Here is a 14,547-nt window from a genome sequence, read left to right as displayed (position 1 = left end):
CTCAATGCGCCGTCCAGCCGCCATCGAGCGAGAGGATGGCGCCGGTCATGGAGGCTGCTTCCTCGCCGGCAAGGTAGAGGGCGAGGCCAGCAACCTGCTCGACCGTCACGAATTGCTTGGTCGGCTGTGCCTCCAGAAGAACGTCGCGGATGACCTCCTCCTTGCTGAGGCCGCGCGCTGCCATCGTGTCCGGAATTTGCTTCTCGACGAGAGGTGTCCAGACATAGCCGGGGCAGATGGCATTGACGGTGATGCCGTCCGTGGCTGTTTCGAGTGCTACGGTTTTCGTCAAGCCGGCGATGCCGTGCTTGGCTGCCACATAGGCGGATTTGTAGGGCGAGGCGACGAGCGCGTGGGCCGAAGCGAGGTTGACGATGCGGCCGAAGCCGCGCTGCTTCATCGCGGGAAGGGCGGCCTTGATGGAATGGAAAGCGGCGACCAGGTTGATCTGAATGATCGCCTCCCATTTCTCGTCCGGGAATTCCTCGATCGGCGCGACATGCTGGATGCCGGCATTGTTGACGAGGATGTCGCAACCGCCGAAGCTGTCGAGCGCAAGCTGCACCATCCCGCCGATTTCGGCACCGGAGAGCATGTTGGCCGGCGAATAGAGGCAGCGCACGCCGAAATCCGTTTCGATGCCTGCGCGTTCCGCCTCGATGGCGGCGGCATCGCCCAGACCGTTGATGACGATGTTCGCGCCGGCGGCGGCAAAGCGCCGGGCGATGGCAAGGCCGATGCCGCTCGTGGAGCCGGTGACGATGGCGGTTCGGTCGGTGAGGGCTTTCTGCGGGGGCGCGTCGTTCATCGGATTCTCCACGGTCGCAGGCGGGGCCGTCTTCGCGTGATCTGGAGCACATCGACATTTCACGGAGATGACAGAGCGATCCTGCTCGGTGCGATCGCATTGACTGCGATTGCCCAGCCGCCGCCCATGTCACGCCCTTGTTAATTTAGCCGGTTACGACGCAATCGAAAGTATAGCGGCCGACAGTTGAACGACTTCCGTATCCGGCGTGGCTCAACGCGCCGATGATCATGGAGAGCCGGCCGGATCCGGGCCATGCTCGTCATACCCCAATGGAGTCCAGCATGAGATCATTCTTCTCTCGCGTCCGTACAGCCTCGCGTAAGGCGATAGGCTTGGCCGGCCTCGCCGGACTCTTGACCGTGGCATTCAGTCTTGCTGCCCATGCCGATCCCATTCTGGGCGCCGGCTCGACGTTCGCTGCCCCCGTCATTCATCATTGGTCGCGCCAGTATGAGGCGGCGCGTACGGAAGGCGGCGATTATACGTCTCCGGACTGGCGGGTCGATTACGAGCCGGTGGGCTCGCTTGCCGGCATCATGCGCCTTGCCCAGCCCGAGGTGGATTTCGCCGCGACGGATGCGCCGCTGTCGGCGGAAGAGCTTCACAAGCGCGGTCTGACCCAGTTTCCCATCGTCATGGGCGGTATCGTGCTGGTGGCCAATATCGAGGGGATCGGTGGCGGTGAACTCAGGCTGTCGGGCCCCGTCATCGCCGATATCTATCTCGGCAAGGTGACGAAATGGTCCGACCCGGCCATCAAGGCACTGAACCCGGAGGTTGCGCTGCCGGACGCCGCGATCGAAGTGCTGCACCGCGAGGACGGCTCGGGCTCGACCCTCGCCTTTACGAGTTTTCTGGCCAAGGCCAGCCCGGAATGGGCGCAGAAGATAGGCGCGGCCACGCTGGTCGAATGGCCGCGCGGCAAAGGCGAAAAGGGCACCGGCGGCCTTGCCAACCTGGCGGCGGCGACGGAGAACAGCATCGCCTATCTTGAATATGGCCAGGTCGTCCGCCTCGGCCTTCCCTACGCTGCGCTGCAGAACCACGCTGGCGCTTTCGTTCAGCCGGCCGCGGAAAGCTTCCAGGCCGGCCTCGAGGCTTTCGCCTGGGACTCCGCGACAGGTTCTCTCGGCGTCACGACCGGCCCTACGGGCGAAAAAGCCTATCCGATGACGGTCGTCACCTATGCCGTCGTGCCGAAGGACCGCGGCATGGGGCGCATCCACCGGGTGCTGGACCTTTTCCGTCTCGCCTTCCGCCATGGCGGGGACGAGGCGAGCGCCCTCGGCTACGTCCCCGTCCCGCCGGCGCTGGCCGAAAAGGTCGAAGCGTACTGGACCGCAAATCTCGGCTCCGTGAACAACTGAACCCCGGCGACGACGCAATTCCATCAGAGCAATTATTCCATCAGAAATGAGTTCTCCCATGGAAATAGATATCTTCAAGGACATCCTCGTGCCGGTGATCGGTGGCCTCGGCATCTTCATGCTGGGCCTCGAATTCATGGCCAACGGCATCCAGGCCCTCTCCGTCAACCGCATGCGCGCGTTCCTCGCGAAGGCTGCCGGCACGCCGATCAAGGGCGTGATGGCCGGAACGCTCATCACGGGCGTCATCCAGTCCTCGACGGCGATGACCGTCATGGTGGTCGGCCTCGTCAATGCCGGCGTCGTGGCGCTCAGGCCCGCGATCAGCGTCATCATGGGCGCGAATATCGGCACCACGCTCGGCAACGGTCTGATCGCATTGCCGCTGGGGCCGCTCGGGCTGGTCTTCGCCGGCATTTTCGCTCTGGTCTACTGCTTCGCCAAGAGCGAAAAGGTGCGCAATATCGCGCTCGCCTGCATGGGCTTCGCGCTGATCTTCTACGGCCTCAACCTGATGACCGGCGGCCTGAAGCCGCTGCGCAACATGCCTGAGGTGATGGAGCTGCTGCAGACGCTCAAGGCCGACTCCTACGGCAACCTGCTGAAATGCGTGCTCATCGCGGCCGGCGTCACGGCGATGATCCACTCTTCTTCCGCCACCATCGGCATCGTCATGGGCCTTGGCGCGGCCGGTGTCGTAGACTGGACCACGGCGGTCGCCTTCTCGCTGGGCGCCGACCTCGGCACCACCATCACCTCCTGGATGGCCTCGCTCAACCTTTCCAGGAACGCCAAGCGCGCGGCCTACGCCCATATCTCCTTCAACATCATCGGCGTGTGCATCACCGTTCCGCTGTTCTTCGTGTCGATCAGCATCCTGCAATGGGGCATGCAGGCTTTCGGCTTGGGCGACCCGGGTGTGCCGGTCGTCGTCGACGGCAAGGAGACCTTCCCGCTGGTGCCGGTGGCCGTCGGCCTCTATTCGACGGTGTTCAACATCTTCAACACTGCGCTCCTGTTCCCCTTCGTCGGGGTGTTCGAGCGCGTCCTGTCGCGCATCGGCCATAGCTCGGCCGAGGATATCGAGGACTATTCGACCCCGAAATTCCTCAGCAGCGAAGTCGCGAACGATTTCGCGCGCGCGGTGCCGGCGATCCAGCAGGAGACCGCCCGTCACCTCCAGGCCGGCGCGGTGTTCCTCGACATCGCCCGCGGCGACAAGAAGGCACCGTCCGATCCGGGCGAGCACTACCTCGCGACGGACATCCTCAGCCGGGACATCCGCGCCTACACGGCGAACCTCATGAAGGAGGACCTGCCTTACGAACAGTTGGATCTGATCGCCAGCCTGATCGAGGAGGCAGACTTCACCGCCGCGCTGACGGAACAGATGCATCAGGTTGCCCGCCGCGTGAAGCGTGAGAAATTCTCCTCGCAGGCACAGGCCATCGTGGACCTGGCGCTCGACAAGCTCGATGCGTCGCTGGGTGCGATCATGCCCGATCACGGCATTCCCGATCCGAGAATGCCGGCGGGGCATGTCAGCTTCCCCGAGGTGGAGGAACTGCGCGCCCGCACGCTGGCGCTCGGGCCGAATGCCGGTGCCGGCGAGCGGGGCACGATTCTCGCGCTTCTCGGTTCCATAGAGCGGGCCGAGCTGCTGATCCGCCGTATCGACGCCGAGCGCAAGTCCGTGAACCGCCAGACCGTTCTGGCCCGCGCCGCCGCCCGAACGGAGAAGCGGGAACGGCCGCTCGACGACGGCGGCCTCAGCCCGGTACCGGCCGAATGATCGACCCCGTCGTCGAACGCCGCGGCTATCCGGCTGCGTTGATTTCGGAGCTCTTAGTGCCGGGACTCGCCGGAGTGTTTCCGCGGCTTTCGGATTGCGGAGGCACGCCATTCGTTGTTTCTCTCCACTGCCGGACGTAGCATGCGCCGGCCGCGGCATCGAAGAAAGGGTTGTGTGTGAGCTTCGGCATGGCGCTGGCTGGGCGGGCGTCTTCGCAAGCTTCGCGTGGTGTGATCGGCATCGCTCACGACCGGGTACCTTACAGGCAATGACTTTTGGAGATAGGCCGTTTTTGGCATCGGAGATCGAACTGAAACTGGACATGACGCCCGAGGCCGCGGAGGCGCTTCTATCTTCCGGTCTCCTGCCGGCAGAGCCTGCCGTATCGGAGCTCAGGGCGATCTATTTCGACACGCCGGAGCAAGAGCTTGGCGCCGCCGGCTTCTCGCTCCGGATTCGCCGGACGGGCGACCGTCGCATCCAGACCGTCAAGGCCGTGGGCGAGAGCGTGGCCAGCCTCTTCGTGCGTCCGGAATGGGAGCAGACCGTCGAGGACGATGTGCCTGTCCTCGACGACACGACGCCGGTGAAGGCGCTTCTCGGCGCGCGAGCCGGAATGCTGCGCCCCGTGTTCGAGATCGCCGTCACGCGGCTGACATGGCCCGTCGTCTGGCAGGGGGCGCAGATCGAGCTGGCGCTCGATCGCGGCGAGATCGTCGCCGGTGACAGGTACACGCCTGTCTGCGAGATCGAACTGGAGCTGAAGGCGGGCGATCCCGCTACTCTTTTTTCCTATGCGCGCCGAATCGACGCCCAGGCGCCGTTGCGTCTCGGCGTGTTCACCAAGGCGGAGCGGGGTTACAGGCTGCGCGGCCCCGCCCTCATCGCCGCCGCGGCCGAGCCGGTCCATCTGTCAGAGGATATGGGGGTGGAGAATGCATTTCGCGCCATCGCCGGCTCCTGCATTCGCCAGTTCAGGCTGAACGAGGCGCTGTTCGAACGCGGCAACGTGGAGGTGGTGCATCAGGCGCGGGTTGCTCTCCGGCGCCTGCGCTCGGCGCTGACGGCGTTTGCGCCGGTGGCCGGGGACGATGCGCTGGAGCGCCTGAAGGACGGGCTGCGCTGGCTCGCCGGCGTGCTGGGCGCGGTGCGCGATCTCGACGTCCTGATACCGGAGCGGCGGGATGCGGCGGAACGCGCGGCCCTTGAGCAGTCGCGCCGCAAGGCTTTCGACAAGGCGGCCGCTGCCCTCGCTTCGCCTCGGGCGCGGGCGTTGATGTTGGACCTGTCGGAATGGCTTGCCTGTGGCGATTGGCGCCATCGCCCTTCTTCCGCGGAAATGCGCGCGATGCCCTTGCGCGATTTCGCGATCTCCGCGCTCGGCCGTTTGCGGCGGAAGGTGAAGAAACACGGCCGCGACCTTGCCGATCTCGACGACGAGGCACGCCATAGGTTGCGCAAGGACGCAAAGAAACTGCGCTATGCGGCCGAGTTCTTCGCCTGCCTGTTCCATGGCAGGAAACAGCAGCGCCGCTACGGTCATTTTCTCGAAACGCTGAAAACGTTGCAGGATGCGCTTGGCATGCTGAACGACAGGGCGAACACATCGAGACACCTCGCCGAGGCCGGCGTCATTCTCCCCGAAACGGAGGTGCCGGAAAGCAGGGCGGACGAGGCGAAGATGCTGAAGGCCGCGGTGGAGGCGTATGACACCTTCTGCGACGCCAGACGCTTCTGGCGCTGAATGAAGCGGCGGCCCGTTCCATAAAGCTTTCACATGGCCGTCAAGGCCGGCCGCTATCTGCTGGCCCAGCCGGGCGTCCTCGTCCGGCCCGGATTCGCTGGTGCCGTTTTCCGCCGTCACCGTACCGGCAGAGCCTCGCGCCGACTTCGTCACGGTCGTCCATGAAGTGCTGTTGGAAACCAAGTTCGCGCCGCGTCGCCTTGAGCTGGACAGGTAATGCTTCGATATAAAGCCTTCAGTGGCCGGCCAGCCACCGATGGCGGATTTCTGCTCGTGTCATGATCTCCCAATGTCGGCCTGTTGCTATCAGGGCGAATGGATAGTGACACGTCATTCGGCCTCCTGGCCTGGCTTCAGACGGTGGCGGGATTGCTCGTGCGGCCGGTTTGGCTGTAGCCTCGCATCCGATTCCCCACGCGAAAGCCAATCCGACATTCCAGCGCCTGTCCTTTTTGTGGAGGATGACCATGCGGTCAGAGGATATCTCATGACACTTCACCAGTCGGAGCGCAGCTTCACACCGTCCGAACTGCTGCGCAGCAGTGCCGAGTCCGCGCTTGGAGTCGAGCCTGTCGACATGTCGCCCGCCTTCATGGAGACGCCCGTCTTCTCAGGCCGGATGCTGTTTCGGGAGGTCCAGCCCGGACTCACGGTCACAGCGGACGACGTCACGTATCTCGTCGATCAGGACCTGGTCGTGAGTGTCGAGCCTTCGCTTGTCTGTGGGCTCCTGCTTGAGGGCGAACCGGAGGCAATGATGATCGGCGAGCAGCATCGTGTGGCCAAGTCCCTGCATCGCCCTGTTCTCGTCGGCTATGGGAAACGCAATTCGTGCCGGTGGACACCCGCCGTCTCACGCAGGAGCTCCAGCGCCGGTTTCATGATCAAACCGAGCTTCTTCGACCGTTTTGCGAACGACCTTGCCGACGATGGCCTTGCGGTCTTGCACGACTTTCTTACCAGTGATTTTCGCATCGAAACCCTTGCGCGCTCACCGAGCCTAGTTGAGCGTGCGAGGATGACCTTGAACCACCCCTACAACGGCCAGCTCGGCGAGCTTTTCCTTGAGAGCAACACGCTTTTCCTGGTTACAGAGGTTGCGGATCAGTTGAGCCGGCAGGGACAGCTGGTGGCAACCTTGGGTAAGCGCCACTACGATCGCGTCATGGAGGCGCGCGACATTCTCGACGGCAATCTGATCTCGCCTCCCACCACGCTGGAGCTCGCGCGGCGGGTCGGCGTGAACATCACGACGCTCCAGGCAAACTTCAGGACGGTTTTCGACACGACGATCTTCGGCTACGTTCGCGAACAGCGCCTGACCATGGGGCGCATCCTTCTCGCCGAGCACGGCTTGTCCGTAGCGGATGCCGGACGGAAGGTCGGCTTTTCAAGTCCCTCCGCATTCGCTGCGGCCTACAAAAGGCAGTTCGGGCATCCGCCGACTTCCGAGCGCTCGGCCCGCTTCGATTAATTGCGTCGCGCGACGATCTTTCAACGCCGCGCGACGACTGCCACGTGGCGGAATTTTGGCTCTCCGGTTAAAGATGAGTAATAGTTTCAACTTAATTCCATCGGTCTGCCAACAGTAGAGCCTGTCGCCGCCCGATGGGTATCGGGGGCCGAACATTGTCATTTCAGACCACTCGCCGCGCCGTCCTCTCCAGTACAGCTCTCGCTCTGTTGCTCACCGGCGGCATCACGTTCACGGTGAATGCACAGGAGGGCGGTGAAGTAACCGTTCTCGATTCGATTGTCATCACCGGCCGGAAACGCGATGAGACCGAGGCGCGCCTGCCTATGTCGGCGGTCGTCCTGACGGAGGATGAGGTTCGAGCTTCAACGCTTGACAGCGCCGCGGCGATCGCTAGGTCGGCCCCTGGGACCAACTTCATCGACTTTGCCCGTTTCGGAGACGGCTACCTGACCATGCGCGGCATTGCGACCATCGGAGTGGCTCAGAACCCGCTGGATAGCACCGTCGGCATTTCCATCGACGGCGTTCCCACGAGCCTGTCCTGGCTCAACGCGCCGATACTCGACCTTGATCGCGTCGAGGTGCTGCGCGGGCCGCAGGGAACGACTTTCGGGCGCGGCGCCATGGGCGGCTCGATCAATGTCGTGAGCAAACCTGCGGACGGAACACGCGAGTTCAGGCTGGATGCCGAAGGCGGCACGGACGGCTACGGCTTCATCCGGGGGACTGCAGGCGGCTGGATCGTTCCCGACGCCGTTGCGGGCCGGGGTGTGGTGCGCTTCGAGAATTTCGACGGTGATATCCCCAATACAGTGATCGGCGGCACCGACGGCGGAGCGAGGATCGGCGCGGCGCGCGGCACGCTGCGCTTCACACCAGACGATACCTTCACCATCGACGTCACCGGAGGCTTCAGCCGCAATCAACGCCGCGATCCATCGAACATTCTATTGGAGGTCCCGGACTTTCCCGTGAGCGGATCAGACGTCCGGCCTTTCAACCAGCAGAAGGTCGCTCACGGTTCGGTGACGGTGAGCAAGGATTTCGACTCCGCGCGGTTCACCTCGACGACGAGCTATCAGGACATCCGGCTGAAGAGCGACAACGATTCGACCGATTGCCTGCTCTTCAGTGCGATCACCGGGTTTCCATGTTTCGTCTTCAACAATCCGGCAAGGGATTACATTCGCAACAACGAGCATGAAAGGGTATTCAACCAGGAGCTTCGATTGAACTCCGCGGAAGGCGCACCCTGGCAGTGGGTGGTCGGCGCCAGCTATTTCCGGTCGGACTATTCCTTCAAGCGCGACATGCATGCCGACTACGTGCCGATCGGCAACGGCAGCAACGACAACGACATCACCAGCCAGACCGCTGCAATCTTCGCTGACGCCAGCGTCCCGCTCGGCGAGCGCTGGGAGGTCTCGGGCGGACTACGGCTCGCGCATGACCGTCAGGAACTGAACGCCCGCTACACCTCCAACGGCACCCTTGGGCTGATTCCAGCATTTTCACAGGACGACAGCGTCTCCGACACCTATCTGACCGGTCGCCTGGCACTATCCTACAGGTGGACCGAAGATATCATGACCTATGCCTCGGTCGGGCGAGGATATGCATCCGGCGGTTTCCAGAAATCTACGGACTATGCGCCCCTTGGCGTCGCCGCGCTGCCCTTCGATCCGGCCACGTCATGGACCTATGAGGTCGGGGTCAAGGCCCAGGTCACCGACGATCTGCGTTTCAACGCCAATGTCTTCTACAACGACGTCAAGGACGGACAACTCAGCTTCTTCAATCCGTCGACGCTTACTCTCTACTATGCCAACCAGGACTACCGCAGCTACGGCGTCGAAGCCGGTGTCACCGCGACGCTCCCAAACGGGCTCGAGCTGACAGGTGGCTTTGCCGCCATCCAGTCGGAGTTGGTCAACGTGTCGGCGGGTTCGGCAGCGGCCGGCGCAATCGAAGGCAACAAGGTCCCGCAGATACCGTCCTTCTCTGCCAATCTCGGCATAAACTATCGCGTGGACGCGGAGAGTATCGGAATTCCCGGAGAGTTCACGGCTTCGGCGAGCTACCAGTTCGTCGGCACCCGCTACACGGACTTCACCAATACCGGCAAGATGGACGCCTATCATATCGTCAACGCGCGTCTTGGTTGGGAGAGGGGCAATATCAGCGTCTACGCCTTCGCCAACAATCTGCTCGATGAGCGGCCAGTCCACTATGCTGCACCGGTACAGCCTGGGGCAACCGTCGCCTATGTCGGGCGCGGCCGGATTGTCGGCCTCGGCACCAGCATAAAATGGTGACTTCGACCGTGGACAGACAGGGACTGACTGACGTTATCGAGCACGTCAACGACGATCATCAGGACGAGCTCCTGAGTATCGCCCAGGTATTCATCGATGCTGATGCCGAACGGGCGACGTTGCTGGACGTAAGCGATTCTGGTCTGAAGCTGCAGGTCGATACACCGGCCGGTAGCCGCAGCCATCTGCATGCGTTCTCGATGACCGGGGATGCCGAGGACAAGATCCTGTTTCTGGCCTACCAGGCCATGGTCAGGCAACGGAAACTACCTCCAGGGACCAAGACGCGCTATTTCCGTTTCGTTGAGCGGCAGACGCTGAGCGCCAACATGCTGCGTTTGGTGTTCACCACCGATAGGCCGCTGCCCGCTAACGAGCCCGGCTATGCGTTCTTCTTTTCGCTCAAGGCGCTCAGGCCGACCCGTCAGAACAAGGACGTCGAGTACTCCGACATGCCGTTGATGATGCGGCTGTGGTTTCGCGGCATGCTGACGGTGATGAAATGGCTCAAGCCGACAGCGCGCAGGAAACTGCTGAACTCGATGTACAGCAAGTCGAAGTACTACACCCTGCGTGCCAGTTTTCCCGCAGAGAATGACGACAGCGCGCATCGCCTCGCCTGGATCGACGTCTACACGCACGGCGATTCACCGGGCAGCGTGTGGGCCAGAAGCCTGGCACCCGGAGACATGGTGAAAAGCACGGCCGAGTACCGCGAAAAAACGGACCATGTTCACGAAGGAAGGGTGCTGTTAATCGCCGATGAGACGGCTATGCCCGCTCTGGCGGCCGTCCTGGAAAATTGGCGCAACCCGCTTCCTCCCACACTGGTACTGATCTCCAGGAGCGAAGCCGAGCAGGACTATGTTGATGCTTCGCTCATTCCCGAAGACAGCCAGGTCTACCGAATTGTGGCCGATGGCGAGGAACGAAAGGAGCGCGTCGAAGCTCTGTTGCGAACGCTCGGTCCTCTGGATGCGGCTTGGGGAGCGCTGGAACACAGCGACGCGAAGATGGTGCGCGTGTTTCTTCGAACTCGGCACTCGCTTGCGGCCAGCAACAACCGGGTGCGTGGGTACTGGAAGCTCGGCGACGATTAGAAAGTCCCGCGTCGGTATCTTCATGTTCGCCAGGAATCTGGTACCAGGACCCGCCACGGCCCTTTGGAACCCGCGATGATACAGAACTTCTATCGCTCTTGGAGGGCCAAGCGTGCCCCCAGGGCGCAATAGCTCCAGCCGAAACCGCGAAAACTACGCAGCTCAGCAGGCCGACCAACACGAAGATAATTCCTGGAATCGTCAGTTGCAGCGCGACGATATCGACCGCATGATCGCCTACGTCTCCGACAAGCTCGCCTGGATCGAAGAGGGGAGGGGCCGCCTCCGCGCTTCGATCACTATGCGAAATCGCGCTGAGGCTCGCGAAACCGGGCGATATCCCGTGAAGGAGGCAGGCCGAACAGCCGGGCATATTCCCGGCTGAACTGGGTCGGGCTTTCGTAGCCGACGCCGTAGGAGACCGCGGTGACGTTTCCCGCGCCGGCCATAAGCATCGAGCGGGCCTGCAGCAGGCGTATGCGCTTCTGATATTGCAGCGGGCTCAGCGCTGTGACGGCCTTGAAGTGGCGATGGAAGGCGGAGACGCTGAGCGCCGTCATCCCGGCCAGCGCCTCGACGCGCAAGGGCTTCGCGAAATTCTCGCGTATCCACCGGATCGCGACGGAAATCCGCGACAGGGCCGTGTCGGGCGTTGCGAGCGGCATGGGGGTGATCCTCACCTATAACGCCAGCCCGCAGAAGGCCGAGGAGGTCGTCGGACGCATCGCCGCGAATGGCGGCAAGGCGGCGGCACTGCCGCTCGACGTCGCGGACAGCGCATCCTTTCCCGCCTTCCGCGCCGCTGTCGAAGAGGTGCTGAAATCCGTCTGGGATCGCACGGACTTCGATTTCCTCGTCAACAATGCCGGCTTCGGACTTTACAGCCCGATCGAGACGGTGACCGAGGCGGAGTTCGACGGACTGTTCAACGTCCATCTGAAAGGGCCGTTCTTCCTCGCGCAAACCCTGCTGCCGCTGATGGTCGATGGCGGCCACATCGTCAACATGGTCAGCGCGACCTCCCGCGTGGCGACGGCGGGCGTCGCGCCCTACGCCAGCTTCAAGGCCGGACTGGAGGTGCTGACCCGCTACCAGGCCAAGGAGTTCGGTCCGGGCGAACGCGATCGCGCCAGGACCGATCCGCACCGAGCTCGGCGGCGGGCTGAACGCGGAATTCGAGACGCTGCTTGCTGGGCAGACCGCGCTCGGCCGCGTCGGGGAGCCCGAGGAGGTCGCCGGCGTCGTCGCTAGCCTGCTGTCGGACCGGAACCGCTGGGTGAACGCCCAGACGATCGAGGTCAGCGGCGGCTACATCATCTGATCGAAAGGGAAAACCGCATGACCGAAGCGGTGGAGATCACCACCTTCCGCCTTGCGGACGGCATCGACATGGAAGACTTCATCGCCGCCAATGCGGACATCAACGCCTGGCTCGAGACGCAGCCGGGATTCCTGTCGCGCCGCATCTGCCAGCGCGAGGATGGCATCCAGATTTCGACAGCGCCTGCACCTTTTCCGGACCGGGGTCGAAGACGGTCAGGCGGTTGCCGGTTTCCACCAGCCGTGTGCCGATGGCGCCGCCCATGGCGCCCGCGCCGATCAGCGCTACCCTGTTGCTCATGCCGGTGTCTCCTCCAGTTCGGCCGCGATGGCGCTGACAATCGCCTCCAGCGACGCATTGATGTCGATTGTGATTGGACGTTCGTCTGGTGTTGGCGCCTCGAGGGCGTCGAACTGGCTGTCGATGAGGGTCGTGGGCATGAAGTGGCCGGTACGGGCGGCCATGCGGGCGGTGATGAGCTGCTTCGTTCCGGCAAGATGGACGAAGATGACGGGTGCGCCGGCCTCTTTGCGGATATGATCGCGGTAGCGGCGCTTGAGGGCCGAGCAGCCGAGGATGAGGGTGCCGTGCGGGTCGGCAAGCGTCCGGCCGACGAGGGTGAGCCAGGGCCAGCGATCCTCGTCGGTGAGCGGCTCGCCGCGGCGCATCTTGGCGATGTTTTCCGGCGGGTGCAGGTCGTCACCGTCGAGATAGACCGCATCGAGGCGGGCGGCGAGCGCGGCGCCGACGGCCGACTTGCCGCAGCCGGCGACGCCCATCAGGACGATGCGCCTGTGTGCGGAGGCGTTCGGCATCTCAGAGCGAGGCCGTGATGCCGCCGTCGACATAGAGTATGTGTCCGTTCACGAAGGAGGAAGCGTCGGAGGCAAGGAAGATGCAGGCGCCGACGAGTTCCTCGACCTTGCCCCAGCGGCCGGCCGGCGTGCGCTTTTCCAGCCAGGCGGAGAAGGCCGGGTCCGCGACGAGCGCGGCGTTGAGCGGCGTGTCGAAATAGCCCGGCGCGATGGCGTTGCATTGCAGGCCGTATCTGGCCCAGTCCGTCGCCATGCCCTTGGTGAGGTTGCCGACGGCGCCCTTGGTCGCGGTATAGGGGGCGATGCCGGGGCGGGCAAGCGCGGTCTGCACGCTGGCGATGTTGATGATCTTGCCCGCGCCGCGTTCGATCATGTGGCGCGCGACGGCCTGGCCGACATTGAAGACCGTGGAGATGTTGGTCTTCAGGATGCGCTCGAAGGCATCGGCGGGGAAATCCTCCAGCGGCGTGCGGTGCTGCATGCCGGCATTGTTGACGAGGATGTCGATGGCGCCGGTCCCCGCCTCGAAGGCGTCGATCGCCGTGCGCACGGCCTCGTGGTCCGTGGCGTCGAAGGCGAGCGTTTGCCTTGCGCCGAGCGCGTTTGCGGCCGCCGCCAGCTTGGCCTCGTCGCGGCCGTTGAGGATGACCTCCGCGCCGGCCGCGGCAAGTCCTTTCGCCAAGGCGAGGCCGATGCCCTGCGAGGAGCCGGTGACGAGGGCGCGCCTGCCCGTCAGGTCGAACAGCTGGATGCTCATGTCCCCTCCTTAACCGAACGCGATCTGCGTCTTCATCGATTGCCCCTTGTCCGAGGCGATCTCGAAGGCCTTTTGGGCCTCGGCAAGAGGCAGCGTATGGGTGATCAGCGGCTTCACGTCGATGAGGCCGCCCTGCATCAGCCTCACGGCGACGGCGAACTCCTCATGGAAGCGGAAGGAGCCGCGCAGGTCCAGTTCCTTGGCAGTGATCGCCATCATGGGAAGGCTCATCTCGCCGCCGAGGCCGAGCTGGACGATGACGCCGCGCGGGCGCAGCGCCTGGATGCCGGCAACGAGCGCGGGCTGGGCACCCGAGCATTCGTAGAGGACGTCAAAATATCCCTTGTCCGCACTGAAGCCGGCAAGCCCGTCGCGGTCCTCCGACAGGTTGATCGTGCGGTCCGCGCCGACGGTGCGGGCAAAGCCGAGCGCCTTTTGCGAAAGGTCGGCGGCGACGATCTCGGCCGCACCCGCCCGCCTTGCGGCGAGGATCGACAGCGTGCCGATCGGCCCGCAGCCGGTGACGAGCACCCGCTTGCCCAGCATCTCGCCGGCCCGGCGCGTGGCGTGCAGCGTGACCGACAGCGGTTCGGCCATCGCCGCCTCCCCGGCCGAAAGCCCCTCGGCCTTCACGCACTGGCCGGCCTTGGCCACCAGGCGCTCGCGGAAGGCCCCCTGGATATGCGGGAAGGGCATGGCCGAGCCGTAGAAACGCATGTCGAAGCAATGGTTCGCCAAGCCCTTCAGGCAGTAGTCGCACGCCCCGCACGGCCGCGAGGGCGAGACGGCGACGAGATCGCCGACGGCAAGGTCAGACACGCCTTCGCCGAGGGCCGCGACATGGCCGGCGACCTCATGGCCGAGGATCATCGGCTCCTTGAGCCGCACCGTGCCGAAGCCGCCGTGGTTGTAATAGTGCAGGTCCGAGCCGCAGATGCCGCCACTTGCAAGGCGGATCTCCACCTCGCCGGAGCCCGGCGTCTCCGGCTCCCGCTCCTCGACGCGCAGGTCCCTGGCCGCATGGATGACGATCGCCTTCATGGGCCTC

Annotated in this window: 10 protein-coding genes and 3 pseudogenes; 7 read left to right on the top strand and 6 right to left on the bottom strand. The window is 64.0% G+C overall.

Annotated elements, in window-relative coordinates; genetic code table 11:
* Position 1: 1 nt before the first annotated feature.
* Positions 2-808: a 3-hydroxybutyrate dehydrogenase gene (locus tag ACIIOY_RS19650; RefSeq protein ID WP_411036365.1), complete on the bottom strand. Its 807-nt coding sequence runs from the start codon at positions 806-808 to the stop codon at positions 2-4.
* A 362-nt stretch (positions 809-1,170) separates the two neighbouring features.
* Between ACIIOY_RS19650 and pstS the strand changes: the two genes are divergently transcribed.
* The 6 genes from pstS to ACIIOY_RS19620 all read left to right on the top strand — a co-directional run bounded on the left by pstS (position 1,171) and on the right by ACIIOY_RS19620 (position 10,606).
* On the top strand, positions 1,171-2,178 hold the full coding sequence (gene pstS / locus ACIIOY_RS19645) for a phosphate ABC transporter substrate-binding protein PstS (RefSeq protein ID WP_411036364.1): 1,008 nt from the start codon (positions 1,171-1,173) through the stop codon (positions 2,176-2,178).
* A gap of 58 nt (positions 2,179-2,236) precedes the next feature.
* Complete coding sequence (locus ACIIOY_RS19640; protein WP_411036363.1) at positions 2,237-3,970, top strand: Na/Pi cotransporter family protein; 1,734 nt, start codon at positions 2,237-2,239, stop codon at positions 3,968-3,970.
* 172 nt (positions 3,971-4,142) lie between these two features.
* Positions 4,143-5,714 carry a CYTH and CHAD domain-containing protein gene (locus ACIIOY_RS19635; protein WP_411036362.1) on the top strand — a complete coding sequence of 524 codons (1,572 nt, stop codon included), beginning with the start codon at positions 4,143-4,145 and terminating at the stop codon, positions 5,712-5,714.
* A gap of 487 nt (positions 5,715-6,201) precedes the next feature.
* Entirely contained in the window at positions 6,202-7,188 is a 987-nt protein-coding gene (locus ACIIOY_RS19630; RefSeq protein WP_411036361.1) for a helix-turn-helix transcriptional regulator, read from the top strand.
* 155 nt (positions 7,189-7,343) lie between these two features.
* A complete protein-coding gene (locus ACIIOY_RS19625; protein ID WP_411036360.1) occupies positions 7,344-9,506 on the top strand; it encodes a TonB-dependent receptor in 2,163 nt (720 codons plus the stop codon).
* Positions 9,500-10,606 (top strand): siderophore-interacting protein, encoded by a 1,107-nt coding sequence (locus tag ACIIOY_RS19620; protein WP_411036359.1) that lies wholly within the window; start codon positions 9,500-9,502, stop codon positions 10,604-10,606. The genes ACIIOY_RS19625 and ACIIOY_RS19620 overlap by 7 nt, the downstream gene beginning before the upstream one ends.
* 299 nt (positions 10,607-10,905) lie before the next feature.
* Here the strand turns inward: ACIIOY_RS19620 and ACIIOY_RS19615 are convergent.
* Positions 10,906-11,265, bottom strand: a pseudogene (locus tag ACIIOY_RS19615) (helix-turn-helix domain-containing protein); the annotation flags it as partial.
* On the opposite strand from ACIIOY_RS19615, the pseudogene ACIIOY_RS19610 reads away from it, so the two are divergent.
* Positions 11,213-11,927, top strand: a pseudogene (locus ACIIOY_RS19610) (SDR family NAD(P)-dependent oxidoreductase). The pseudogenes ACIIOY_RS19615 and ACIIOY_RS19610 sit on opposite strands and share 53 nt — an antisense overlap.
* A 165-nt stretch (positions 11,928-12,092) precedes the next feature.
* On the opposite strand, the pseudogene ACIIOY_RS19605 reads toward ACIIOY_RS19610, so the two are convergent.
* From ACIIOY_RS19605 to ACIIOY_RS19590, 4 genes and pseudogenes are all read right to left on the bottom strand, one after another.
* Positions 12,093-12,227 (bottom strand): annotated as a pseudogene (locus ACIIOY_RS19605) (NAD(P)-binding domain-containing protein); the annotation flags it as partial.
* Complete coding sequence (locus ACIIOY_RS19600; protein WP_411036358.1) at positions 12,224-12,742, bottom strand: gluconokinase; 519 nt, start codon at positions 12,740-12,742, stop codon at positions 12,224-12,226. The gene ACIIOY_RS19600 and the pseudogene ACIIOY_RS19605, both read right to left, overlap by 4 nt.
* A gap of 1 nt (position 12,743) precedes the next feature.
* Positions 12,744-13,499, bottom strand: coding sequence for an SDR family oxidoreductase (locus tag ACIIOY_RS19595; RefSeq protein WP_411036357.1), 756 nt, complete (start codon positions 13,497-13,499; stop codon positions 12,744-12,746).
* 9 nt (positions 13,500-13,508) lie between these two features.
* On the bottom strand, positions 13,509-14,540 hold the full coding sequence (locus ACIIOY_RS19590; protein WP_411036356.1) for an L-idonate 5-dehydrogenase: 1,032 nt from the start codon (positions 14,538-14,540) through the stop codon (positions 13,509-13,511).
* Positions 14,541-14,547: the final 7 nt, after the last annotated feature.

This window comes from Shinella agrisoli, from assembly GCF_046557955.1.
In the GTDB taxonomy this organism is placed as follows: Bacteria; Pseudomonadota; Alphaproteobacteria; order Rhizobiales; family Rhizobiaceae; genus Shinella.
The sequence above is the reverse complement of the archived record's forward strand: the minus strand, read 5'-3'. Positions and strand labels throughout refer to the sequence as shown.

Bases quoted from the DNA above. Each gene is read 5' to 3' on its own strand.
- ACIIOY_RS19650 (WP_411036365.1), bottom strand. From the start codon at position 808: ATGAACGACGCGCCCCCGCAGAAAGCCCTCACCGACCGAACCGCCATC.
- ACIIOY_RS19620 (WP_411036359.1), top strand. From the start codon at position 9,500: ATGGTGACTTCGACCGTGGACAGACAGGGACTGACTGACGTTATCGAG.
- ACIIOY_RS19640 (WP_411036363.1), top strand. From the start codon at position 2,237: ATGGAAATAGATATCTTCAAGGACATCCTCGTGCCGGTGATCGGTGGC.
- ACIIOY_RS19590 (WP_411036356.1), bottom strand. From the start codon at position 14,540: ATGAAGGCGATCGTCATCCATGCGGCCAGGGACCTGCGCGTCGAGGAG.
- ACIIOY_RS19600 (WP_411036358.1), bottom strand. From the start codon at position 12,742: ATGCCGAACGCCTCCGCACACAGGCGCATCGTCCTGATGGGCGTCGCC.
- ACIIOY_RS19630 (WP_411036361.1), top strand. From the start codon at position 6,202: ATGACACTTCACCAGTCGGAGCGCAGCTTCACACCGTCCGAACTGCTG.
- ACIIOY_RS19595 (WP_411036357.1), bottom strand. From the start codon at position 13,499: ATGAGCATCCAGCTGTTCGACCTGACGGGCAGGCGCGCCCTCGTCACC.